This is a genomic window from Bacillus sp. GZB, assembly GCF_001975995.1.
Classification (GTDB): domain Bacteria; phylum Bacillota; class Bacilli; order Bacillales; family Bacillaceae; genus Bacillus; species Bacillus velezensis.
Window position 1 is genome coordinate 153,771 of sequence record NZ_MTQG01000018.1, and the last position, 22,356, is coordinate 176,126.

At 49.1% G+C, this 22,356-nt stretch carries 24 protein-coding genes; 9 read left to right on the forward strand and 15 right to left on the reverse strand.

Features of this window, described 5'->3' with window-relative positions:
- Positions 1 to 148: 148 nt before the first annotated feature.
- Complete coding sequence (locus BXO87_RS17030; RefSeq protein WP_003156292.1) at positions 149 to 898, reverse strand: Cof-type HAD-IIB family hydrolase; 750 nt, start codon at positions 896 to 898, stop codon at positions 149 to 151.
- A 127-nt stretch (positions 899 to 1,025) separates the two neighbouring features.
- Between BXO87_RS17030 and BXO87_RS20640 the strand changes: the two genes are divergently transcribed.
- Positions 1,026 to 1,190, forward strand: coding sequence for a hypothetical protein (locus BXO87_RS20640; protein ID WP_003156294.1), 165 nt, complete (start codon positions 1,026 to 1,028; stop codon positions 1,188 to 1,190).
- Between the two features lie 37 nt (positions 1,191 to 1,227).
- Here the strand turns inward: BXO87_RS20640 and BXO87_RS17035 are convergent, their stop codons facing one another.
- From BXO87_RS17035 to BXO87_RS17055, 5 genes are all read right to left on the reverse strand, one after another.
- Complete coding sequence (locus BXO87_RS17035; protein WP_038456968.1) at positions 1,228 to 1,623, reverse strand: 3-hydroxyacyl-ACP dehydratase FabZ family protein; 396 nt, start codon at positions 1,621 to 1,623, stop codon at positions 1,228 to 1,230.
- A gap of 69 nt (positions 1,624 to 1,692) precedes the next feature.
- Positions 1,693 to 2,814, reverse strand: a complete 1,122-nt coding sequence (locus BXO87_RS17040) for a mannitol-1-phosphate 5-dehydrogenase (RefSeq protein WP_076851408.1) — start codon at positions 2,812 to 2,814, stop codon at positions 1,693 to 1,695.
- A 1-nt stretch (position 2,815) separates the two neighbouring features.
- Complete coding sequence (locus tag BXO87_RS17045; protein WP_012116817.1) at positions 2,816 to 3,247, reverse strand: PTS mannitol transporter subunit IIA; 432 nt, start codon at positions 3,245 to 3,247, stop codon at positions 2,816 to 2,818.
- 24 nt (positions 3,248 to 3,271) lie between these two features.
- The gene (locus BXO87_RS17050) at positions 3,272 to 4,711 is read right to left on the reverse strand and encodes a PTS mannitol transporter subunit IIBC (RefSeq protein WP_014720723.1); all 1,440 of its coding nucleotides are present in this window, start codon (positions 4,709 to 4,711) and stop codon (positions 3,272 to 3,274) included.
- A gap of 175 nt (positions 4,712 to 4,886) precedes the next feature.
- Positions 4,887 to 5,228, reverse strand: coding sequence for a hypothetical protein (locus BXO87_RS17055; protein ID WP_003156306.1), 342 nt, complete (start codon positions 5,226 to 5,228; stop codon positions 4,887 to 4,889).
- A gap of 176 nt (positions 5,229 to 5,404) precedes the next feature.
- On the opposite strand from BXO87_RS17055, the gene BXO87_RS17060 reads away from it, so the two are divergent.
- The 3 genes from BXO87_RS17060 to BXO87_RS17070 are packed head-to-tail and all read left to right on the forward strand — an operon-like array spanning position 5,405 to position 8,262.
- On the forward strand, positions 5,405 to 5,977 hold the full coding sequence (locus BXO87_RS17060; RefSeq protein WP_007609432.1) for a DeoR family transcriptional regulator: 573 nt from the start codon (positions 5,405 to 5,407) through the stop codon (positions 5,975 to 5,977).
- A 32-nt stretch (positions 5,978 to 6,009) separates the two neighbouring features.
- The gene (locus BXO87_RS17065; RefSeq protein ID WP_076851409.1) at positions 6,010 to 7,638 is read left to right on the forward strand and encodes a copper resistance CopC/CopD family protein; all 1,629 of its coding nucleotides are present in this window, start codon (positions 6,010 to 6,012) and stop codon (positions 7,636 to 7,638) included.
- Positions 7,639 to 7,650: 12 nt separating this feature from the next.
- A complete protein-coding gene (locus tag BXO87_RS17070) occupies positions 7,651 to 8,262 on the forward strand; it encodes a YcnI family copper-binding membrane protein (protein ID WP_038456962.1) in 612 nt (203 codons plus the stop codon).
- Between the two features lie 45 nt (positions 8,263 to 8,307).
- On the opposite strand, the gene gdh is transcribed toward BXO87_RS17070, so the two are convergent.
- The 4 genes from gdh to gabT form a co-directional block, all read right to left on the reverse strand.
- The gene (gene gdh / locus BXO87_RS17075) at positions 8,308 to 9,093 is read right to left on the reverse strand and encodes a glucose 1-dehydrogenase (protein ID WP_007609424.1); all 786 of its coding nucleotides are present in this window, start codon (positions 9,091 to 9,093) and stop codon (positions 8,308 to 8,310) included.
- A gap of 20 nt (positions 9,094 to 9,113) precedes the next feature.
- Positions 9,114 to 9,977 carry a RhaT/GlcU family sugar-proton symporter gene (locus BXO87_RS17080; RefSeq protein WP_003156317.1) on the reverse strand — a complete coding sequence of 288 codons (864 nt, stop codon included), beginning with the start codon at positions 9,975 to 9,977 and terminating at the stop codon, positions 9,114 to 9,116.
- Between the two features lie 154 nt (positions 9,978 to 10,131).
- The gene (gabD, locus tag BXO87_RS17085) at positions 10,132 to 11,520 is read right to left on the reverse strand and encodes a succinate-semialdehyde dehydrogenase (RefSeq protein ID WP_038456960.1); all 1,389 of its coding nucleotides are present in this window, start codon (positions 11,518 to 11,520) and stop codon (positions 10,132 to 10,134) included.
- A gap of 105 nt (positions 11,521 to 11,625) precedes the next feature.
- The gene (gene gabT, locus BXO87_RS17090; protein WP_038456959.1) at positions 11,626 to 12,933 is read right to left on the reverse strand and encodes a 4-aminobutyrate--2-oxoglutarate transaminase; all 1,308 of its coding nucleotides are present in this window, start codon (positions 12,931 to 12,933) and stop codon (positions 11,626 to 11,628) included.
- A gap of 107 nt (positions 12,934 to 13,040) precedes the next feature.
- Between gabT and gabR the strand changes: the two genes are divergently transcribed.
- Positions 13,041 to 14,450 (forward strand): MocR-like transcriptional regulator GabR, encoded by a 1,410-nt coding sequence (gabR, locus tag BXO87_RS17095; RefSeq protein ID WP_038456957.1) that lies wholly within the window; start codon positions 13,041 to 13,043, stop codon positions 14,448 to 14,450.
- Between the two features lie 27 nt (positions 14,451 to 14,477).
- Here the strand turns inward: gabR and BXO87_RS17100 are convergent, their stop codons facing one another.
- A complete protein-coding gene (locus BXO87_RS17100; RefSeq protein ID WP_038456955.1) occupies positions 14,478 to 14,792 on the reverse strand; it encodes an ArsR/SmtB family transcription factor in 315 nt (104 codons plus the stop codon).
- Between the two features lie 141 nt (positions 14,793 to 14,933).
- On the opposite strand from BXO87_RS17100, the gene BXO87_RS17105 reads away from it, so the two are divergent.
- The 4 genes from BXO87_RS17105 to BXO87_RS17120 all read left to right on the forward strand — a co-directional run bounded on the left by BXO87_RS17105 (position 14,934) and on the right by BXO87_RS17120 (position 18,462).
- Complete coding sequence (locus tag BXO87_RS17105; RefSeq protein ID WP_003156323.1) at positions 14,934 to 15,221, forward strand: putative quinol monooxygenase; 288 nt, start codon at positions 14,934 to 14,936, stop codon at positions 15,219 to 15,221.
- Positions 15,222 to 15,237: 16 nt separating this feature from the next.
- On the forward strand, positions 15,238 to 15,984 hold the full coding sequence (nfsA, locus tag BXO87_RS17110; protein WP_038456954.1) for an oxygen-insensitive NADPH nitroreductase: 747 nt from the start codon (positions 15,238 to 15,240) through the stop codon (positions 15,982 to 15,984).
- 160 nt (positions 15,985 to 16,144) lie between these two features.
- Complete coding sequence (locus tag BXO87_RS17115) at positions 16,145 to 17,020, forward strand: TetR/AcrR family transcriptional regulator (protein WP_007609410.1); 876 nt, start codon at positions 16,145 to 16,147, stop codon at positions 17,018 to 17,020.
- Between the two features lie 17 nt (positions 17,021 to 17,037).
- On the forward strand, positions 17,038 to 18,462 hold the full coding sequence (locus tag BXO87_RS17120; RefSeq protein WP_038456952.1) for an MDR family MFS transporter: 1,425 nt from the start codon (positions 17,038 to 17,040) through the stop codon (positions 18,460 to 18,462).
- A 41-nt stretch (positions 18,463 to 18,503) separates the two neighbouring features.
- Here BXO87_RS17120 and BXO87_RS17125 read toward each other — a convergent pair whose 3' ends face one another.
- Genes BXO87_RS17125 through BXO87_RS17140 form a run of 4 tightly spaced genes read right to left on the reverse strand, consistent with a single transcriptional unit; the run spans position 18,504 to position 22,112 of the window.
- The gene (locus tag BXO87_RS17125) at positions 18,504 to 19,448 is read right to left on the reverse strand and encodes a siderophore ABC transporter substrate-binding protein (RefSeq protein WP_003156329.1); all 945 of its coding nucleotides are present in this window, start codon (positions 19,446 to 19,448) and stop codon (positions 18,504 to 18,506) included.
- Positions 19,449 to 19,469: 21 nt separating this feature from the next.
- Positions 19,470 to 20,228 carry an iron ABC transporter ATP-binding protein gene (locus BXO87_RS17130; protein ID WP_003156330.1) on the reverse strand — a complete coding sequence of 253 codons (759 nt, stop codon included), beginning with the start codon at positions 20,226 to 20,228 and terminating at the stop codon, positions 19,470 to 19,472.
- Entirely contained in the window at positions 20,222 to 21,169 is a 948-nt protein-coding gene (locus BXO87_RS17135) for an iron chelate uptake ABC transporter family permease subunit (RefSeq protein WP_014416905.1), read from the reverse strand. The genes BXO87_RS17130 and BXO87_RS17135 overlap by 7 nt, the downstream gene beginning before the upstream one ends.
- Positions 21,159 to 22,112, reverse strand: a complete 954-nt coding sequence (locus BXO87_RS17140) for an ABC transporter permease (RefSeq protein WP_032872883.1) — start codon at positions 22,110 to 22,112, stop codon at positions 21,159 to 21,161. Before BXO87_RS17140 ends, BXO87_RS17135 begins: the two co-directional genes overlap by 11 nt.
- Positions 22,113 to 22,356: the final 244 nt, after the last annotated feature.

Genomic DNA, 22,356 nt, shown 5'->3' on the forward strand with positions numbered 1-22,356 from the left:
TATTCCGAATTGTTGAATTTCTCTTCATTATATTTAATTCTGACAGGTTTGAACATCCTTTTGTCAGAAAACCTACCATGGACCTAGTCATAAATCTGACAAAACAAAAAAAAAGAGAGCCTCATACTGAGACTCTCTCTTTTTTCTATTATAACACCCAGTGGCGGATCGCTTTGGCAACCCCGTTTTCCGTGTTGACATCAGTCACCCAGTCAGCTGTTTCTTTCACAATGTCCTGCGCATTCCCCATGGCGACGCCGACACCCGCTTTTTCAATCATGGCAATGTCATTCAGACTGTCACCCATGGCCATCACATTTTCCATCGTGAACCCGAGTTTTTCCGATACCTTCGCCAGCGCAGCCGCTTTGTTGATACCGAGGGCATTGACTTCGATGTTGATCGGGCTGGAGTTTGTGATCTCGAGCTCCTTGTATTCCTTGAGCTCTTTCAGCACCTCATTCCGCACTTCGTCATCCTCGATTTCGAATCCGAACTTGAGCCACTGATGATCCGTAATCGTTTCCGGGAATTCCCCTCTCCACACTCTATCGACGGTAGAGGCCCAGAAATTCGTGTTGTGCTTATTCCTCAGATCCCATAATTTTTGAATATGATCGGTATGAAGAAGCTTGCGCTCAACCAGCTCAAAGTTGGAATCCCAGATTTCGCTGCCGTTTGCCGTGATTAAAAAGGATGACAGCTCGAGAGACTCAGCCAGTTCGCGGCAGGTCATTAGCGTGCGTCCTGTGCTGATGACGACGTGAATTCCTTTCGCCTCCGCTTCCTTGATCGCCCGCCGGTTTTCCTCCGGGATGAGCTGCTCGTCATTGAGCAGGGTTCCGTCCATATCAATCGCGATCAGTTTAATATCTGCGTCTTCTCTTTGTATCGGCATATATGTACCTCACTTTTTATAATGTAGTCGTCTCTATTTTAATACATATGACCCACAGGAACAAAAAACCGCTTCCTGCGTTTGGCGGGGAGAACGTTGAGGAAAAGAAATATTGAGGTGATGGAGGATGAAAGAAAGAAAACAAAAGAACAAACCGAATGAAAATCCTGAACATCATGATTTAACCGATCCGATTCCGCTGGAAGAGCTGAAGGAAAACGCCAATGACGAAAAACACAAACATGACCAAAGGGACAATTCACAAAGTGAAAGAGATTATGATACAAAATAACACCTTGTCCGAAAGCCGCCGCTGGAGGCGGCTTTTTTTACGATGGCTGGATAAATATGCTGAGCTCAGCTTCCGCCACAGGCTTCCCGGCAACGGACGCTTTCGCCCAGCCGAACACAAAACCGCGTCTGATTCGCGTGACCTCAAACAAAAGATCCAGACGGTCTCCCGGCAAAGCGGCACCTAACCTTTCCGCTTTCTTCACCGCGGATAAGAGACCGAGGCCGTCACCGCCGGTAATTCCCGCGCAAGCCGCCGTTTGGGCCATTGCTTCAATGACGAGCGAAAATGGCATCTCTCTTTGGGATTCAGTTATAAACCAGTCATTTTCACTGATGTTTTTGTAAGCAGCCGCCCATTTTCCGGCTTCACTGTTCGTCGTGCCGTCAATTAAAAGAAACGGATAACGATGTGGCAATAGCTTCTGATTCATCACGCAGCCTCCCTTCCCTCTCATTATAACGCAAGAAAAAACCCGCGTCCCCCCGACGCGGGTTCATTTTTATTGATTGAGCTTTTTGAGCACGATGCCGTGCAGCGGTTCATGCGGCTGAATACCGCAAATGTCTTGAAGAACGCGGCTCGTGCCTTTTTCCGCGATAAGCTTTTGCAGCTCAACCGCTTCCGGATCATCCTGATAGTCAAAGCGCAGGGCGGCGGCGATGCCTTCTGCCAGCGCGTTCGGTTCTTTTATTTTTTTGGCCGGCCCTACTAATCTGTCATTCGCTCCGAGTTTTCTGAGCGGTGATCTGGCAACCCTCGTCACATCATCCGTGATGTATTCATTTTCAAAGCGGCCGATGATTTTTTTCATGTACTGCTCGTGTTCGGATTGCTTAAAGCCGTACGCTTTCACCAAGTACTCGCCCGTTTCTGAAAGTGCATCGTACACGACACGCCGGATTTCCGGATGGCTGATGGCCTCTTTGACGGTTTTTAATCCGCGCTGATAGCCGACGTACGCCGTAACGGCATGACCGGTATTGACGGTAAACAGCTTTCTCTCGATGAAAGGCGTAAGATCATCCGTAAACAACGCGCCTTCCAGTACCGGCTGGCCGCCGGCAAAGCCGGTTCTGTCTATGACCCATTCAAAAAACGGTTCTACGGATACTTTCAGCGGATCTTCATGGTGCTGAATCGGCACGATCCGATCCACCGCAGAATCCGGGAAGCCGACCGTCCGGTTCACGAATTCCCGCTCCGCTTCCGTCAAATGTCCGAAAACTTCTTTTTTCAGAAAACTGCTGCCGCCGATCATATTTTCACAGGCAATGATATTGAGAGGCTCAGAGGACGTTCTGCGCTTCAGCCCTTCCGCGATGGACGGGGCGATGAGTCTGAGAACGTTCGGGCCCACCGCCGTCGTAATGATCGCCGCTTCATTGATCAGCCTGTACAGCTCTTGTTCTTGCACCGCGCTGTTGATGGCTGAAACGGGGCCGATGATTTCTGTCTGCCGGCCGCCGTCGGCAAGCTCCACGGTATATTCCTTCTTTTCATTGAGAAGGCTGACCATCGTTTCATTCACATCAGCGAAAACTACCTCATAGCCGGAATGATGGAGCAGGGCGCCGATAAAGCCCCGCCCGATGTTTCCCGCTCCGAAATGAAGGGCAATCATGTCAGTTCACCTCGCTGAAAATAGCGGCCAGTTCTTCTTCCGTCTTTGCACTGATCAGCCGTTCGATGTTTTCTTCCTCTGAGCAGATGATGGCGATGTTTGACAGGATGTCTAAGTGTTCATTGTTTTTTCCGGCGATACCGAAAACGACCTTTGCCGTATTGCCTTCACCGTATTCCACACCGTCCGGAATCTGGATGACGGAAATGCCTGAATGAAGCACCTCATCCTTCGCATCTTCCGTGCCGTGCGGGATCGCGATGAAATTCCCCATAAACGTGGATGATGTTTCTTCACGTTCGAACATTTTTTCCACATAGCCGTTCTTCACGTAGCCGTTATCAATCAATGTCTGTCCCGCGAGGCGGATGGCATCCTCTTTTGAGTTCACCGTCTGGTTCAGTTTGATGTTCGCTTTAGCCAATACTTCCATGATGAAGATCCCTCTTTCTGTTGATTAGTTTTTAAGCTTTTCAATCAGTTCATCGTATTTCGGGCTGTTCAAGAAATTATCAACCGAAATGTGCACCGCCTGCGGCAGCTTCGCTTTCGCGCGGTCAGTCAGGTCCTTATGCGTAATGACGATATCCGCGTCATTCGGAAGATTATTGATCGACGTATTTGTCACATCAATATCCAGGTCTGCTTTTTTCACTTTGTTTCTTAAAATGGAGGCGCCCATTGCGCTCGATCCCATACCCGCGTCACACGCGAAGATAATGCGGCTGACTTGGTCGGCGGAAATATCAGCGGCGCTGTTTTCCGGCTCTTCCTCTTTGTCCGCCAACGCGGCCGCAGCTTCGCTTTTCCTGCCTTTCATTTCCTGCATTTTTTCCGCCGCGGCTGTCAAATCTTCTTCGCCCGCTTTAGACGATTTCAGAATAAGCGCCGAGACGATAAACGATACGGCCGCGGCAACGATGACGCCCGCCAGCACGCCGAGATAGCTTCCTTTCGGCGTCAGCGCCAAAATGGCGATGATGCTTCCCGGAGATGATGCGGCGACAAGACCCGCGTTAAAGATCGAGAATGTAAGCAGTCCGCTCGCTCCCCCGGCGATCGCCGCGAGGATCAGCATCGGTTTCATTAAAATGTAAGGGAAATAGATTTCATGAATCCCCCCGAAGAAATGAATGATCGCCGCTCCCGGAGCCGTCGATCTTGAAGAGCCTTTCCCAAAGAACATATATGCCAGTAAAATACCGAGTCCCGGCCCGGGGTTCGCTTCCACTAAGAACAGAATGGATTTACCCGCTTTGGCGGCCTGCTCGATTCCGATCGGACTTAAAATGCCGTGGTTGATCGCGTTATTCAGGAACAGAACTTTCGCCGGTTCTACGAAAACGCTTGCAATCGGCAGCAAATTCGCGTGGACAATGACTTCCACACCTGCCGCCAGCAATTTGTTAAGAGACAGGACGACCGGGCCGATCGCATAAAATGCGATAATCGTCAGCACAGCTCCGATAATTCCCGCCGTGAAGTTGTTGATCAGCATTTCAAAACCCTGTCTGACTTTATCTTTAAACACACGGTCTAATTGTTTAATGAGATAACCGCCCAAAGGCCCCATAATCATTGCCCCTAAGAACATCGGAATGTCCGCTCCGACAATGACTCCGATGGCGGCCGTCGCTCCGACGACTCCCCCGCGGTGATCGTAAATCATTTTTCCGCCCGTATATGCGATTAAAAGCGGCAGTAGATACGTAATCATCGGGCTTACCAATGTATTCAGCTGCGGATTCGGAAACCATCCCGCAGGAATAAACAGCGCGGTGATAATTCCCCATGCGATAAATGCGCCGATATTCGGCATGATCATACCGCTTAAATAACTGCCGAACCGCTGTATCTTCACTTTCATGCCAGCTTGCTGTTCTTGCTGCATGTTCATTCCCTCCCTGTTTGCTTGCCTTCAGATGAAAATAAATAAGACACGGGGTTTCTCTCTCCCCTGTGTCTTCATCATAAAACGCTTACAATCCCCATTCAATGAAAAGTAAAGAGGAGTTTGGCACAGAGACTGTGACAACTCCTTAACAAAAAAAAGACACCTCATCAAAGGTGTCTTACCGCTTTCTGTATATAATGTGTCCTTTTGTGACGACGAGTTTGGCAATGAGCCGCTCACTGACAATAAACACCGGATACGCACATACGAGCGCGAAAATGGCGGCCGGCACATACCGCGCTGCCGGAAACATCGGCATGACGGCGGTTCTGGCCATCTGCACAAGATAAATCAAAAGCACCGTGATCGCAATGGCCGCAGCCATAATCGGAGCTGATACTTTATATTCACGCAATTTCACATGGCAATGCCCGCACTGAAACTGGCACGGGATCATGGATGATCTGACCATGTCGCCTGTAATCGGCTTGCCGCAGTTCGGGCAGGTCGTTTCTTTCATGTTTATTCCTCCATTCAACTCTTCTATTATAACAGAGTCTGACTACGTCTTTTACATTTGTGATTGTTCAACATTTTTTCACATATTTTATCATCAGGCTCTTGTGTGCATTTGTGAAAACATCTACTCTTAGAGGGAGGTTCATCACTCATTCGCATAAAAAGGAGGATGCAGAATTGCTTCCGATTCACAGACAGCAAACCTTGCTTGAATGGCTGAAAGAAGAGGGCGCGCTGAAAATCTCTGACATAAGCGAGAGATTCGGCGTCTCCGAGATGACCGTGTACAGAGACGTCAATCAGCTGGCGGATGCAAACCGGATTATCCGGACACCCGGCGGCATTACGCTCCCTCCCGCTTCAGAACGAAGCGCCAATCAATGCGGCTATTGCCTGCGGCCGATTCAGCATTCGTATTCTGTTCAGCTTATTACCGTTTCACAAGCCGTTGAGCAGATGTGCTGCATTCATTGCGCGATTTTGCGGTATGAGGATAAAAAGGAAGAAGTGTCCCACGTCATTTGTAAAGATTTTCTTCTCCAGACGACGCTGACGGCCGCTTCCGCATACTTTTTAGTCCATGCCGATATTGACCTTCACTGCTGCCGGCCTCAGGCGATTCCCTTCTCAACGCTTGATTACGCAGAACGGTTTCAAAAAGGATTCGGCGGGGTCATTTGCACCTTTGACGAGGCGGCGGACATCATCTTACACGACAGGCAGAAGGGATGCACCTGCAGCAAGACATAACAACAACCAACCGGAAGGCGGTGTCATCATCCATGAGACAGAACAAACGCTGGCTCATCTTTTTGCTGTTCCTTGTTTTGATTCCGAAAACAAGCTTCGCCCACGCCTACATCACAAACTCAAATCCGGGTGAGAACAGCGAATTAAAACAAGCGCCGAAGCAGATTGAAATTGAGTTTAATGAACAGATTGAAGAAGGCTTCCACTCCATTAAGGTCTATAATTCATCCGGCGAACGGGTCGATGCGGGAAAAACGGTGATTCAAAAAAATGATGCCCGCATCATGACCGCGGCATTGAAAAAAAATCTGCCGCATGATATTTACAGAGCGGAATGGAACGCGGTATCGGCCGACGGACATCCGGTATCCGGCGTCATCCCTTTCAGTATCGGAAAAGCCGGCGGAGAACTTCGGGAGCAGACATCATCGCAAGCGGCGCTTCATCCCGAAGCGGCCATCGACCGCGGTATTTTGTACACCGCTCTCTCCCTGTTTATCGGCACGGCTTTTTTCCATCTGTTTTGGTACAGAAATAATAAAGGTTCATCAAAAGCAAAACGAACTGTAAAGCTGCTCGTGATTTCTTTATGTTTAACGGGGCTCGCGCTTATCTGCCAGCTCCCGATCCAGACGAAAGAAAACGCGGGCGGCGCTTGGAGCGCCGCGTTTCAGCCGGACTATGTAAAAGAAACGCTTCTGAAAACGGCAGGCGGGTACGTCTGGATGATCCAGATCAGCTTATTTATCCTGCTCGCCCTGTCCATGATCCCGCTGTTGAAGAAGAAAGCATTCCGGTCATTTGCGTACTGGACGGCGCCGCTGTTGTTCTTCTTCGCTTCGCTTTTGGCAAAAGCATTCGCCGGGCATGCGGCGGTTATCGACGAAAAAGCGGTCGGCATCGCAATGGACTTTCTCCATTTATCGGCCGCGTCTGTATGGATGGGCGGTATCGCCGCGCTTGTGCTGCTTCTTTCATCAGAGTGGAGAAAACCCGATAAAACCATCGCTTGGGAAACGGTCAGACGGTTTTCTCCTTGGGCGTTCGCCTCTGTCGGTGTGCTGTTATTTTCAGGCGTGCTGAACGGATTTTTCATTATCCGCACGTTTGATTCACTCTTTCACACCGCTTACGGTAAGACGCTCCTTTTGAAAATCGGACTGTTTGTCATCATGCTTGTGCTCGGCGCCGTTCACGTATGGATGACGAAGTTCAGCAGAAAAAGGAGCATCAGCGCAACGATAAAGGCCGAATGGGCACTAGGCATTGCGGTGTTATTTACAACCGCCGTCTTCACAAGCCTGCCCAGTCCGCCGCCGCCTGCGCCATTGCCTTTTAACGGCTCAGAAACGATCGGAAACGGGGAAACCCTGTCCTTGCACATTACGCCGAACCAGCCGGGTAAAAATGAATTTCAAGTCATTGTCACCGATCACAACGGCAGCTTGGTAAAAGACATTCAGCAATTTACGGTCACTGTTTACCAGACGGGCTTCAGCGGCAAACAGCATGAAAGCACCTTTGATTTGAAGAAGACGAAGGAAGGCACATTTGAAGCCGCCAACCTGTCCATCACCGAAAAGGGAAACTGGAAGATCAAAGTCCACGGGCTGACAAACGATTTTAATGAAATCAACCAAATATTCTCAACGACAAACTAAGGAGTGTATCTCATGTTGAAAAAAAAGGCTTTATTATTCATATCCGCCGTGACCCTGTCACTCGTCGGTTTTACGGCGACAGCAAGCGCCCACGTCTCAGTCAAACCCGCAGAATCCGCGGCCGGTTCTTGGGAAACATACACGATGAAAGTGCCTGTGGAAAAGAATGAGCCGACAACGAAAGTCGTGCTGAAAATGCCCGCCGGCGTTGAATTTCAGCAGTATCAGCCGATTCCGGACTGGAAAACATCCGTATCCAAACATGATGACAAAGCGGTCTCCGTCACTTGGGAAGCAAAGGACGGCGGCATTCAGCCCGGCCAATTCCAGCAGTTCACGTTCGTTGCGAAAAATCCTGAAAAGAGCGGAGATGCCGCTTGGGACGCTTACCAATATTACAAAGACGGCAGCATTGTAGAATGGACGGGTGATGAGAAAGCCGACACGCCCCACTCGATTACGAAAATCACGAAATCGGCCAGCGTGACGGATGCGCACGGAGCTGAACAGTCAAACGAAGAAAGCAAATCCGGCGTATCAGCGCTTGATATTGCGGCCATCGTTCTGTCAGCTGCGGCGATTATCCTTTCCATCGCGGCGCTTGTAAAGAAAAAACGCGCGTAAGCAAAAAGCGATCCGGCTCTAAAGAGCCTGCGATCGCTTTTTTTCTTATCCGCGGCCTGCCTGGAATGACGGATATTTGGTCATTCCTCCGTCAGCAAACAGCGTAATGCCGGTCACGTAGCTTGATTCCTTCGAAGCAAGCCAGACGGCGACAGCCGCGATTTCTTCCGGCTCACCGATATATCCCATCGGAATCATGCTTTCCACATCTTTTCTCTGAACGGGATCCGCAAATTTTTCCGCGTTGATCGGCGTATTGATGGCTCCCGGTCCGATATTGTTAACACGGATGCGCTTCGGCGCGTACTCAAGCGCCAGCGTTTCCGTCATCAATTTGATGCCGCCTTTACTCGCCGCGTAGTGAACAAACAGCGGCCACGGAATCATTTCATGTACGCTTGACATGTTAATGACGTTTCCTTGAATATCATTCTCTACGTAATATTTAATGGCTTCGCGGCTTCCTAAGAAAGCGCCGGTCAGATTGGTATTGATGACTTTGTTCCAGTCTTTGAGCGGCATTTCATGCGACTGAACCGGATTTTCCATGCCGGCGTTATTGATCATGACATCCAATGTGCCGAATTCCTTCACCGCGGTCTGCACGATGTTTTTGACATCTTCTTCTTTTGTGACGTCTCCTTGAACGATGACCGCTTCGCCTCCCGCTTTTTGAATCTCTTCTTTAACGGTTTGGGCGTCTTTTTCATTACTATAGTAGTTAACCACGACTTTCGCCTGCTCCTGTCCGAAGCGGATCGCCATCGCTTTTCCTAATCCTGATGAAGCTCCCGTAATGGCAACGACTTTTCCTTTTAAATCCGTGTACATGTTCAAACCTCCTGCATATGTTATGAATTTGATTTCGCAACGCCTAAGAATACCGCGGCCACAATGATCAGGATAATCCCGATGGCAATGGCGACCAGCTGACGCTTCGTTTTGCTCTCACGGAGAATGAAGATTCCGCCGAGCGTGCTGATGACGATCCCCATTTGAGAGAGGGAAAAACTTGTCGCAACTCCGACGCGCGGCTGTGAGATGAACAGAAACATATTCCCGAGCGCCCAGATGATTCCCGGCAGAATGTTCTTGAGGGCGTACTTATTAAACGGTTTATGCTTGTACGTCAGGAGCAGTCCGCCGATGACCATCCCGATCGCCTGCGGCAGTAGCGCTGACCATCCGGATACGCCGAACAGCCGGGCCACAACGACATAGACCAAATAACCGAGCGTGGAGATCAGCAGGATGACAATGCCTTTTTTTAAGTTTCCCGGTTCTCCGTCCGCCCGCCCCTTTTTATCTTCTAAAGATGTGAGCACAATCCCGATGATGATAAAAATAAGGGCGAGAATACCCAGCGTAATCGCGATCGGGGTTGACCATTCTTTGAATACGATCACACCGAACAAAGAAGTCGAGACGAGCTGCATTCCCGTTGATATCGGCATCGTTTTTGAAACGCCCATCAGCTGTATGCTTTTAAGCTGATTGCTTTGGCCGAGCGACCAAAACAGCCCCGAGATGATGCCGACAATAAAAATGCGCCCAGACAGCACCGGGTGGACAAACAGATACAGCACAAACGAAACGATGAGCGCCCCGATTGTCGTTCCCAGCGTCTGGCTGTAAGGCCCGCCGCCTAATTTGACGTTAAATAACACGATGCTCCCCCAAAATAAAGCCGGGAGAAGAGCCAGTAATATATCCATGATGGCGACCTTCTTTCAATCGTATTTGCTGTTATTTTGTCTGGAATCGAACCGATTATTCCCGCAAGATCAAAAAAGCCTGCCGGCGATATTCACCGGCAGACCGCTCAATAAAAACAGCCCCGCTTAGAAGCGGGGCTTTCTTTTCGGCTCATTAAAGTCCGATAGACATGTATTTGGTTTCCAGGTACGGTTCAATGCCTTCCGTACCGCCTTCACGGCCGATGCCGCTTTCTTTCATTCCTCCGAACGGCGCTTGAACCGCGGACGGACCGCCGTCATTCCAGCCGATGATGCCGTATTCAAGCTGTTCAGAAATATAGATGCCGCGGCGGTAGTTTTCTGTGAAGAAATAAGCCGCAAGCCCGAACGGCGTATCGTTCGCAAGCTTGATCGCTTCATCAATATCTGAGAACGTAACGATCGGCGCAACCGGGCCGAATGTTTCTTCATGCATGATGTTCATGGATGTATCTACATTTGAAAGCACGGTCGGCGTCACGAAATAGCATCCTTTTTCATCGTTTTGGTCATACGTTCCGCCCGTCAGCACTTTTGCGCCTTTTTCCACGGCGTCATTAATTTGGCCGACGATTTTATCGAAGCCTTTTTTGTTGATGACAGGGCCGACGTTTACGCCTTTTTCAAGACCGTTTCCGACTTTGAGTTTCGCAGCTTCTTCACTCAGTTTTTTCGCAAACTCGTCTTTCACGGATTCGTGTACGATCAGCCGGTTCGCACAGACGCAAGTTTGGCCGGCGTTTCTGAATTTAGAGGCCATTGTTTGGGCTACCGCCAGATCAAGATCAGCGTCTTCATCCACGATCAGCGGCGCATGTCCGCCAAGCTCCATTGACATATGTTTTACGGTGTCGGCGCTGTTTTTCATCAGGATTTTGCCGACAGGCGTTGAGCCGGTGAAGGTAATTTTACGGATTTTCGGGCTGCTGGTAAAGACGTTTCCGATTTCGGCTCCGTCACCGATCACCACTTGCATCACGTCCTTCGGAATTCCCGCTTCATATGCGAGACGCGCAAGGGCGTAAGCGGAAAGCGGCGTATCCTCCGCCGGTTTGATGATGAACGTACAGCCTGCCGCCAAAGCGGGCGCGGCTTTTCTTGTAATCATCGCATTCGGGAAATTCCACGGCGTGATCGCGGCTACCGGGCCGACCGCCTGACGGGTGACGACAATCCGTTTGCCCGTTGTCGGCGCAGGTACGGTTCTGCCGTAAATCCGTTTTGCTTCTTCGGCGAACCATTCAATATAGCCGGCGCCGTATAAAACTTCTCCGACCGCTTCTTCGTACGGTTTGCCGTTTTCTTTCGTAATTAATTCCGCAAGTTCTTCTTTATGTTCAACAATCAGCTCATACCATTTTCTTAAAAGTGAGGCACGTTCTCCCGCTGATGTTTTGGACCATGATTGAAACGCTTGATGTGAACGTTCAATCGCTTTTTCAACATCTTCGGCCGTCTGCTGGGGGATGCTTTCGATCGCCTCTCCCGTTGCCGGGTTGTACACTGTTAATTGTTCTGGCATATTGAACATTCCTTTCTCTGCTATAGTAAAGCCATTGAATGCTTGTTGATGTATCTTATACTTTCATGATAGCAGACACATCCGCCGGCATTCCAATAATTGAACTCACAGAGCTGCTTCGATAATGGAAAGGCCTTCTTTGAGCTGCTCATCCGTCACGACAAGCGGCGTCAGGAATCTGATAATGTTGCCATTTATGCCGGCCGTCAGCAGCAGCAGCCCGTTCTCGTTCGCCGTTTTAGCGATCGCCGCGGCTTTTGCTTTGTCCGGTTCCCGCGTGTCCGGATCTTTGACAATTTCGATGGCCGCCATCGCGCCGAGTCTGCGCACTTCTCCGATGCAGGCATGCTCTTTTTTCCACTCGAGCGCTTGATGCTCAATGATCCGGCCGATCTCCTCGGAACGCTGATTCAGCCCTTCTTCTTCAATAATATCCAAGACCGTAAGCGCAGCCGCACAGCCGAGCGGGCTTCCCGCATATGTGCCCCCGAGTTCACCCGGCGCGGCGGCATCAAGCATTTCCGCCCGGCCGATGACGCCGCTCAGCGGCAATCCGGCCGCAAGTGATTTGGAAACGGTGATCAAATCCGGAACGGCTCCGAAATGTTCAATCGCAAAATACGTTCCCGTTCTGGCAAAACCGGTCTGAATCTCATCCGCTACAAAAACAATGCCGTGTTTTTTACAAAAAGCGGCGACGTGCTGGACGAAACGTTTTGACGGAATGATGAAGCCGCCTTCTCCCTGAACCGGCTCCATTACGACACAGGCGACGGTTTCCGGTGCAACTGCGGCGATAAAGAAATCCTCAAAAGCGCTGATGATAAAGTCGTCATACTGCTCGTCGCTCATGCCGGCCGGCTTTTGATAATAGTAAGGAAACGGCGCCTGATACACCTCTGAGGCAAATGGGCCGAAACCGAATTTATAAGGCTTCACCTTGCTCGTCATGCTCATCGTCATGTTCGTGCGGCCGTGGAACCCTCTTGTAAATGACACGACAGCCTGGCGCTTCGTATATTTTCTCGCGATTTTCACGGCGTTTTCCACCGCTTCCGCCCCCGAATTGAGAAAAATCGCTTTTTTCGCATGATCTCCCGGCGCAAGGGCGCAAAGTTTTTCGGCCAGCTCAATATAAGACGGATACATCATAACGTTAAAACCCGGGTGAATCAGATCCTCCGCCTGTTTCTTCACGGCCTCCACCACTTTCGGATGGGAATGGCCGACATTCAGCGTTCCGATCGCTCCGGCAAAATCAATGAATCGTCTGCCGTCCAAATCGTACAAAAGCGCCCCTTCCCCTTTTACCGCCATGCCGCGGTTTCCGTTGCCGACCCCCTTGGAAACGAATTGATCCCGTTTTTGCTGCCACTGGGCAGTTGTCACTTCCGATGATGCTGTTCGACTCATAGATTCCATCCCCCTGCATTGTTTTCTTATCATTCTGACTTCTTTTTGGTATGATGAAAAGTACCAAAATCAATTTATCCATGGTATCAGAAAGGAGCAGGGTCTGGATGCTGACGATTTCCATTGATCATTCGGAAACGGCGGATTATATCTATCAGCAGATCTATCAGCACATAAAAGCGGCCGTTTTGAAGCGCAGCCTGATGCCTCACACAAAGGTGCCGTCTAAACGGGAGCTTGCCGAGACGCTGAAGGTCAGCGTGAATTCAGTGAATTCAGCTTATCAGCAGCTGCTTTCAGAAGGTTATTTATATGCGGTCGAAAGAAAAGGCTTTTTCGTGGAGGAAATTGATACGGTTTATCATGAAGAAGCGCCTTCGCTCCTATTGCCTGATGATTTGAAAGAGCGGGAGCCGGATAAGAGCGGCTGGATTTCGTTTTCTCATATGAGCGTGGATACGGCGCATTTCCCCCTGAAAAGCTGGTTCCGCTGTGAGCATAAAGCAGCCGCCCGTTCATTTCATACACTCGGTGAACTCGTCCATCCGCAAGGTTTATATGAAGTCCGTGAAACAATTTCGCGGCTTATTTCCCTGACAAGGGGCGTTACATGCCGCCCGGAACAAATCGTGCTCGGAGCGGGCACGCAAATGCTGGTGCAGCTGCTGACGGAACTGCTGCCCGAAGACGCGCTCTACGCCATGGAGAACCCGGGATATATGAGGATGTACCGGCTGCTGCAAAACCTCGGGAAAAAGGTTGCGACGATCAGCCTTGATGAGAAAGGCATGTCCATGGACGAAATCGAAAAACGCCGGCCCTCTGTATTGATCACCACGCCTTCCCATCAATTCCCCTCAGGCGTGATCATGCCGGCTTCCCGGCGGATTCAGCTTTTAAACTGGGCCGCCGAACAGAACGGCCGCTTCATCATTGAAGATGATTATGACAGTGAATTTAAATATGACGCCGATACGATACCGGCGCTTCAAAGCCTTGACCGGTTTCAAAATGTCATCTACATGGGGACCTTTTCAAAATCCCTTTTCCCAGGTCTGCGCATCAGCTATATGGTTCTGCCGCCCGGGCTTTTGCGGACGTTCAAAGAGAGAACGTATGACCTGCATACGTGCAGCACGCTTGCCCAGCTCGCGCTGAAAGAATTTATCGAATCAGGTGAATATCAGAAACATATTAAAAAGATGAAGCAGCATTATAAGAACATGCGGGAACGCCTCATTTCGGCTTTGGAAGAAACATTCGGTGAAAGAATCAGTGTAAAGGGCGCCAATGCGGGGCTTCATTTTGTCACTGAGTTTGACTGCGCCCGTTCAGAAAAAGAGATATTGGCACGGGCGGATGAAGAACAGCTCGATCTGTTTGCGATGAGCCGGTTCCGTCTGAAAGCGGGAGGCGATTCAAATAAGCCGCAGCTCATTCTGGGGTTCGCCCGCCTGAAGGAGAGCGATATTCAAGAAGGCGTCCACAGGCTTTACCGGGCGGTTTTCGGCGCATAAAAAAACCCCCGGAATTCGGGGACTTATTTACCAGCGGTCCGGTTCTGTCTGCAAAATCGCCTCCAGCAGGCCGGGAAACGCCGCTTGTAAATCATCTTTGCGCAGGGAATAATAGCGGTGCTTCCCGTCTATGCGCACCTGGGCGATCCCCGCTTCCCGCAGCACTTTGAAGTGATGGGACAGCGTTGATTTAGCGACCCGGACATCAGCGCAGGTTCCGCACGTTTTTTCTGTTGTTTCCGCCAATTGTTTGACCAGCTCTAAGCGGAGCGGATCACTCAGAGCATGAAGAACCTTTGTCAGCTGTAAGCGTTCGGTTTGAGGATGGTTTGGAATGTTCATGAGTCAAATGTAACACAGATCATCGGCGGGTGACAATTTAGGCGGTGAGGGTTTTTCCTTTACCATTCGCAACGAAACATGTTACAGTTAGTTCGATAATATTCGAACTATAACAAATTAACCCAATCAGGAGGAATAACCATGATCGTCTTACAGGCTTACATGAAAGTAAAAGCGGATAAACGCGAGGAATTTTTAGGAGAAGCGCAATCACTTGTTCAGCATTCACGCGCAGAAGAAGGAAATGTGCAATACGACCTTTTCGAAAAAGTCGGTGAGGAAAATACATTCGTCATGCTTGAACAATGGAAAGATGAAGAAGCGATGAAATTCCACAACGCAACTGACCATTTCCAAGGATTCGTGGCAAAAGCAAAAGAAGTGCTGAGTGCGCCGCTTGACGTCGTCCGCACAGAACTGTCAGAGTAATGAAAGGATGAATGACATGAACGAAGTCCTTCAATTATTAACAGACCACCGTTCCATCCGCAGCTACACAGATGAACCCGTATCGGATGAACAGCTGGGCCTTATCATCCAAGCCGCTCAGGCAGCGCCCACTTCCATTAACGGCCAGCAATTTACCGTTATTGCGGTGAAAGATAAGGAACGGAAGAAAAAAATATCCGAATTGGCGGGCGGCCAGCCTTGGATTGACCAAGCGCCGGTTTTCCTTTTATTCTGCGCTGATTTTAACCGCGCCAAAATTGCGCTTGAAGAATATAATGATACACCGCTTGAGATCACGAACGGTTTAGAGTCCGTTCTAGTCGGAGCCGTAGATGTCGGGATTGCGCTGGGTACGGCAACGGCTGCGGCTGAATCAATGGGACTCGGCACTGTGCCGATCGGCGCCGTGCGCGGCAAGCCGGACGAACTCATTGAATTGCTGAAACTTCCGAAATACGTTTTCCCGGTTTCCGGTCTCGTCATCGGCCATCCGGCAGACCGCTCCGCGAAAAAACCGCGTCTGCCGCAAGCAGCCGTTCTGCATCATGAAACGTATCAAGAAGAAGATTTAAGAACCCATATCGAGGCCTATGACAAGCAGATGTCCGAATACATGAAAAAACGCACCGACGGACAGGAAACAAGAAACTGGTCACAAGGCATCACTTCCTACTATAAGCAGGTTTATTATCCTCACATTCGTGAAATGCTTGAAAAACAAGGATTTAAGACGGATAAATAAACGTATCAGCCTGCCGGAACACTCCGGCAGGTTTTTTCTATTTCTCAAACAAAAGCGTTGACACTATGTAAAAATTTTTGTTAATATTTTCATCATATACTCATTGGTTTTCTGTGAACCGATGAGTTTTCTATTGTGACGAAAGAAGGAATCTGGGCTTATGAATGATAAGAAAACGGATATTCTGCTGGCGGCAAGGAAGCTTTTTTCCGGGAAAAGCTTTTCGTCGGTTTCGATGCAGGCGATCGCAGAGGAGTGCAAAGTCTCCAAAGCATCTTTATATAAGCTGTTTGAATCAAAGGAAGACCTGCTCCTGGAGCTGCTCGATTTTAACCAGAAACAGATGGTAGCAGCCGCTTCATTATTGAATGCAGAAACAAGCCTCTCCCCTGAGGAACGGTTTGCCAAAAAACTGATGGCTGAGCTTGAAGGCTTCAGGCGCAATCAGCAGTTTTTTAATATGCTGATGTACGGAAGCCCCTCTTCCATTAATGAGCGGGTAAAACGGCATATTCACAGGGCCCGCTCCACCTTTATCTGCTGGCATCGCGATTCACTGATTCAGACGTACGGCGAAGACATTATTCCTTATGTATGGGAGCTGGTGATCGTCCTGCAGGGGCTCCTGAGAGAATGCATCACGCTGATTAAGCTGGAAAAAGAACCGCTCGCCCTGGAGCCGCTCACGGAGTTTATCATCCGCCACCTCAATCTCATCGTCGAAAACAGGACAACCGAAACCGCTTTGCCTCAGGAGATGATTGACCTTTATATCGCCTCCGCTTCCTCATTTGAGCCGAAAGACAAAACCGTATTGCTGGCTGAAAGCCTGAAGGAACTGAAAGAAGCCGTCTCAGCCCTTCCGGAGGAAAAATATGACGCCGCAGGACTCGCTTCCGCGGCGGCTATGCTGGAGAAAGAATCAGCGGACAAACAGCCGCGGGATTTTCTTATCAAAGCGCTCATCGGTTATTTGGAGCAGGCCGGACCGCTGCACCAGCCGCTTGCAGCCGTTAAAACATTGCTCAAACTATAAAGAAAGAAGGAATCAGCTTGAATAAGAGTATTGAAACTGCACCATACAAACGCTCTGTCATTGTCGGGATTCTTTTGGCGGGAGCGTTCGTCGCCATTTTGAACCAGACACTGCTTATTACGGCGCTGCCGCACATTATGAATGACTTCAATATAGACGCCAACAAAGCGCAATGGCTGACAACATCGTTTATGCTGACGAATGGGATTTTGATTCCGATTACCGCATTTTTAATAGAGAAATTTACGAGCCGCACCCTCTTGATTTCCGCCATGAGTATTTTCACGGCGGGCACCATTGTCGGCGCATTCGCCCCGAATTTTCCGGTGCTCTTAACGGCCCGGATTATTCAGGCGGCCGGCGCCGGGATTATGCTGCCTCTCATGCAGACGGTATTTCTCACGATTTTCCCGATGGAAAAGCGCGGCCGCGCCATGGGTATGGTCGGCTTGGTTATTTCGTTTGCGCCGGCGATCGGCCCGACGCTTTCCGGATGGGCGGTCGAAGCATTCTCTTGGCGGTCTTTGTTTTATATTATCTTCCCGATCGCGGTCATCGATTTGCTTTTAGCGATTATTCTGATGAAAAACGTCACGACATTACGAGAAACACAGATTGATATTATATCCGTGATCTTATCGACCCTCGGATTCGGCGGCCTGCTTTACGGCTTCTCAAGCGCCGGTTCATCAGGGTGGACCAGTGCCGAAGTGCTGACTTCGCTGCTTGTCGGAGCGGTCGCGCTGATTTTCTTTATCGCAAGACAGATGAAGCTCAAAAAACCGATGCTGGAATTCCGCGTGTTTTCTTTCGGGATTTTCAGCCTGACCACCCTGCTCGGAACGCTTGTCTTCGCGCTGCTGATCGGAACGGAAACCATTCTCCCGCTTTACACGCAAAAAGTCCGGGGCGTATCCGCGTTTGATACCGGATTAATGCTTTTGCCGGGCGCGATTGTGATGGGGATGATGTCTCCGTTTATCGGCCGGGTGTTTGACAGAATCGGCGGAAAAGGCCTTGCGATGACCGGATTCTTCATCATCCTGCTCACGTCCCTGCCGTTTATGAATCTGACGGACTCGACATCTCTCATTTGGATTGTCGTCGTTTATACCGCGCGGCTTTTGGGAACAGCCATGATTATGATGCCGGTGACGACAGCGGGAATCAACGCCCTGCCGCGCCACTTAATTCCGCACGGCACAGCCATGAACAATACCGTCCGCCAAGTCGGGGGTTCTATCGGTACGGCGCTTTTAGTTTCTGTGATGAGCAGCCAGGCCGCACACGCCAATGCGTCAACTCCGGGAAACGCCGCCCTGCACGGCATGAATGCGGCATTTGTCGTAGCCGCCTGCATCGCGCTGGCCGGCTTCCTCTTATCTTTTACATTAAAGAAAAAACCGCGTCAGCCCGAGCAGCAGCAGGCCGTTACGCGGTAAACCAAAAAGAACCCGATCACGTATGTGACCGGGTTCTTTTTTTACTTCTCGATTCCGTCTTTTACTTCTTTCACCATCTGAGCCATGGATTCCAGGCCGCCTCCTGATAAATACCATGTAGCTGAATCAAGGTAGACAACATGGTTGTTTTTCACGGCTTTCACCGATTTTACATAATCATTTTCAACCACTTGTTTTGTTGAAGATTTTGTGCCGATCGCTGTTCCGCGGTCAACGACAAACATGTAATCAGGGTTTGTTTTGGCGATATATTCATAGGAAATGCTTTGTCCGTGCAGTGAGGCTTCGATGTTTTTGTCAGCCGGTTTGACGCCGAACACATCATGAATGAAGCCGTATCTTGATTTAGATCCGAACGCGCTGATTTTGCCGTCGTTCGCCATCACCACTAACCCGTTTTTATCCGTGCTGCTTGTCTTTTTCTTCAGATCGGCAATGGATTTGTCGATTTTCGCAAGCTTATCTTTCACTTCATTTTCTTTGTTAAAGATTTTGCCGATCACTTCAGTGTTTTGCTTGAATCTGTCAACGTAGTTTGTATAGTCATCATCAAGATAAATCGTCGGCGCGATTTTTGAGAACTCTTTATAAGAATCAGATTGTCTGTGGGCGATAATGATTAAATCCGGATCAATATCCGCGACTTTTTCAAAATCCGGTTCTTTTAAACCGCCGGTATTGGCGTATTTATCACTATTATATGAAGATAAGTATTTTGGAAGGTTTTGTTTCGGAAGTCCCGCCACGTGATCCTGTAAACCGAGTTCATCCATCGTGTCCAGCATTCCGAAGTTGAATACGACGACTTTTTTCGGATTCTTCGGCACTTTGACTCCTTCTTTGTTCAGATCATCTTTGATTGTGATTGTTTCTTTTGATTTGCCTGATGTTTTGTCCCCGTTTCCGCATGCAGAAACAACAAAAATCGTAACTAGCGCAATGAATAGCAATGCGAATTTTTTCATGACTTTCACCTCATCTGGTTTTTAAGAAAAGTACACACCGATCCGCTGACTGTCAATCTCTTGAATCGGGATGGTCATATCATAAATATCTTCAAGCACGGAGGTTTCAATGATCTCCTCCGCCGGCCCTTCTTTGACGATCCGGCCGTTTTTCAGTGCGACGATATGGTCTGAATATACGGATGCGAAGTTGATATCGTGAATCACTACGACGACCGTTTTTCCGAAGTCTTCCACAAGCCGCTTCAACAGCTTCATCATTTCAACGGAATGCTTCATATCTAAATTGTTCAGCGGCTCATCGAGAAAAATATAGTCCGTATCCTGAGCGATGATCATCGCGATAAACGCCCTCTGACACTGGCCTCCGCTGAGCTGATCGAGGTATTTATCCTTTAAGTCATCCAGCTTCATATAACTGAGGGCCTGATTGATATGCACCCAATCTTCATCCGTCAGTTTCCCCTGGGAATACGGAAATCTGCCGAAGCTGACCAGGTCTTTAATCGTCAGTCTTATATTGATTTGGTTCGTCTGCTTCAAGATGCTGATTTTTTTTGCCAGATCGTTGCTTTTGCAGGCCCCGATCTCTTGCCCGTCGACCGTGATTTCCCCGGAATCCGTCTTAATCAGCCGGCTCATGATAGACAGCAGCGTGCTTTTTCCCGCGCCGTTCGGACCGATAAATGAGGTGAGCCTGCCCTTTTGAATGGATAGAGACGTTTTCTCAAGGACGGTTTTCCCTCCGTATTGTTTGCTTACATTTTTGACCTCTACCATGATTTATTCTCCTTTAACAGCAGATAGATAAAATAAATCCCGCCGGCAAAATTAATGATGACGCTCAGCGTCGTGGAAAACGTGAACACTTTCTCCACGACGAACTGGCCTCCGACGAGCGCGACGATGCTGATCAGGACGGAACCCGCGATTAAATACGTGTGCCTGTAGGTTTTTAAAAACTCTCTCGCCAGATTGACGACAAGCAGTCCTAAAAACATAATCGGCCCGACAAGAGCCGTAGAGACAGACACAAGAATGGCGACGACAATGAGCATCTGTTTCACAAGCTTATCGTAATCAATCCCCAGGTTGACGGCGTGCTCCCTGCCGAGCGACAGCACGTCAAAAAACCGCGTGAACCGCCAGACATAAATGCCCGTCAGAAGAAAGACAGCACCGGCAAACCATAAAAGATCGGTGTTGATATTGTTAAAGCTGGCAAACATTTTGTCCTGAACAACCTGGAACTCATTCGGATCAATCAGCATCTGCATAAAGGATGACAGACTGTTGAACAGCGTGCCGAACACGACGCCGACAAGCAGAAGGAAAAACACATTCCGCCCCTCGCCTTTAAACATGAGCTGGTACAAAACGAGTGACAAGAGCACCATCAGCCCGACGGAGATGACGAAATTAAGATTTTTGTTCATCATGACGATATTCATTGAACCGAACAGGAACACGATGACGGTCTGAATGAGCATATACAGGGAATCGAGGCCTAAAATGCCCGGTGTCAGTATGCGGTTATTTGTAATCGTCTGGAAGATGACCGTTGAAAACGCGATCGCTCCTCCGGTGAGCATCATGGCAAGCACTTTGAAGCATCTTCTCGGCAGGGAGTATTCCCAATTGCCCAGTCCGTAGAACAGGAAGAATCCGATACATATCATGGCGAGCGCCGCCAGCAGCGTAATTTTTTTATTATGACTCATATGCTTTTCTCCTTAACAGCATATACAGGAAGATGCCGCTGCCGATAACACCGACCATCAGGCCGATGGAAATTTCGTACGGGAAGATGATCACCCTTCCCAAAATGTCGCAAAACAGCACAAAAACAGCGCCCAGCAGAGCGGTGTGAGGCAGGCTGCTCCTCAGGTTGTCCCCTTTGTAAATCGACACCATATTGGGAATGATCAAACCGAGAAACGGCAGCATCCCGACGGTCAGGATCACCAGTGAAGCGATGAGCGACACGATAATCAGACCGATATTGACGACGCGTTTGTATTTCAGGCCGAGATTGACGGAAAAGCTCTCTCCCATTCCCGCCACCGTAAATTTATCCGCATACACATAAGCGATGATCACCAGCGGGATACTCAGATATAAAAGCTCATACCGGCCTTTGACGACCAGTGAGAAATCCCCCTGCAGCCAGGACGACAGGTTTTGGATCAGGTCGTATTTATATGCGATAAACGTGGCGACTGAGCTGACGATATTCCCAAGCATTAAACCGACGAGAGGAATAAAAATCGCATCATTAAACTTGATTCTCTCGAGGATTTTCATGAACAGGAAATTTCCCGCCAACGCGAAAACGAAAGCGATAGACATTTTCACAAGCGGACTGGCTGACGTAAAAAGCATTAATGAAATCAAAATTCCGAGCCTTGCCCAGTCCATCGTTCCCGCAGTCGTCGGCGATACAAATTTATTCCGGCTGATCTGCTGCATGATTAATCCGCAGATGCTCAGGCTCATGCCGGCGATGATAATGCTCACCAAACGCGGCAGCCGGCTGTCAAACAATGTACCTGCCTGTTCTTTATTTAAATGAAAAATATCCAGCGGCGACAAATCTTCTACACCGATAAATATAGAAGTACACGCCAAAACCGCCAGTAGCAAAAGTAAGTAACGTAGCTTCATGCTGCCTCCCTGCACCCATCACAAACGGTATGACTGATTGCCAAACAACTCCCATATACCCCACTCGTAATGATTATCATTATCAACGACAATTATAATCTTATCATCTTTCCAAGCGCAGTCAATACAGTTTTGCTTTCAAAAGCGGTCATCCGCGGGCCGTACACTAAATTGTCTTACAATCAGTCTATCAAGAATTTGCAGGATTTTCTATAACCTTCATTTGGCTGCTTATCATTTTTTG

Excerpts from the sequence above, each read along its gene's own strand:
- BXO87_RS17030 (WP_003156292.1), bottom strand. The coding sequence starts at position 898 with ATGCCGATACAAAGAGAAGACGCAGATATTAAACTGATCGCGATTGAT.
- BXO87_RS20640 (WP_003156294.1), top strand. The coding sequence starts at position 1,026 with ATGAAAGAAAGAAAACAAAAGAACAAACCGAATGAAAATCCTGAACAT.
- BXO87_RS17035 (WP_038456968.1), bottom strand. The coding sequence starts at position 1,623 with ATGAATCAGAAGCTATTGCCACATCGTTATCCGTTTCTTTTAATTGAC.
- BXO87_RS17040 (WP_076851408.1), bottom strand. The coding sequence starts at position 2,814 with ATGATTGCCCTTCATTTCGGAGCGGGAAACATCGGGCGGGGCTTTATC.
- BXO87_RS17045 (WP_012116817.1), bottom strand. The coding sequence starts at position 3,247 with ATGGAAGTATTGGCTAAAGCGAACATCAAACTGAACCAGACGGTGAAC.
- BXO87_RS17050 (WP_014720723.1), bottom strand. The coding sequence starts at position 4,711 with ATGAACATGCAGCAAGAACAGCAAGCTGGCATGAAAGTGAAGATACAG.
- BXO87_RS17055 (WP_003156306.1), bottom strand. The coding sequence starts at position 5,228 with ATGAAAGAAACGACCTGCCCGAACTGCGGCAAGCCGATTACAGGCGAC.
- BXO87_RS17065 (WP_076851409.1), top strand. The coding sequence starts at position 6,010 with ATGAGACAGAACAAACGCTGGCTCATCTTTTTGCTGTTCCTTGTTTTG.
- BXO87_RS17070 (WP_038456962.1), top strand. The coding sequence starts at position 7,651 with ATGTTGAAAAAAAAGGCTTTATTATTCATATCCGCCGTGACCCTGTCA.
- gdh (WP_007609424.1), bottom strand. The coding sequence starts at position 9,093 with ATGTACACGGATTTAAAAGGAAAAGTCGTTGCCATTACGGGAGCTTCA.
- BXO87_RS17080 (WP_003156317.1), bottom strand. The coding sequence starts at position 9,977 with ATGGATATATTACTGGCTCTTCTCCCGGCTTTATTTTGGGGGAGCATC.
- gabD (WP_038456960.1), bottom strand. The coding sequence starts at position 11,520 with ATGCCAGAACAATTAACAGTGTACAACCCGGCAACGGGAGAGGCGATC.
- gabT (WP_038456959.1), bottom strand. The coding sequence starts at position 12,933 with ATGAGTCGAACAGCATCATCGGAAGTGACAACTGCCCAGTGGCAGCAA.
- gabR (WP_038456957.1), top strand. The coding sequence starts at position 13,041 with ATGCTGACGATTTCCATTGATCATTCGGAAACGGCGGATTATATCTAT.
- BXO87_RS17100 (WP_038456955.1), bottom strand. The coding sequence starts at position 14,792 with ATGAACATTCCAAACCATCCTCAAACCGAACGCTTACAGCTGACAAAG.
- BXO87_RS17105 (WP_003156323.1), top strand. The coding sequence starts at position 14,934 with ATGATCGTCTTACAGGCTTACATGAAAGTAAAAGCGGATAAACGCGAG.
- nfsA (WP_038456954.1), top strand. The coding sequence starts at position 15,238 with ATGAACGAAGTCCTTCAATTATTAACAGACCACCGTTCCATCCGCAGC.
- BXO87_RS17115 (WP_007609410.1), top strand. The coding sequence starts at position 16,145 with ATGAATGATAAGAAAACGGATATTCTGCTGGCGGCAAGGAAGCTTTTT.
- BXO87_RS17125 (WP_003156329.1), bottom strand. The coding sequence starts at position 19,448 with ATGAAAAAATTCGCATTGCTATTCATTGCGCTAGTTACGATTTTTGTT.
- BXO87_RS17130 (WP_003156330.1), bottom strand. The coding sequence starts at position 20,228 with ATGGTAGAGGTCAAAAATGTAAGCAAACAATACGGAGGGAAAACCGTC.
- BXO87_RS17135 (WP_014416905.1), bottom strand. The coding sequence starts at position 21,169 with ATGAGTCATAATAAAAAAATTACGCTGCTGGCGGCGCTCGCCATGATA.
- BXO87_RS17140 (WP_032872883.1), bottom strand. The coding sequence starts at position 22,112 with ATGAAGCTACGTTACTTACTTTTGCTACTGGCGGTTTTGGCGTGTACT.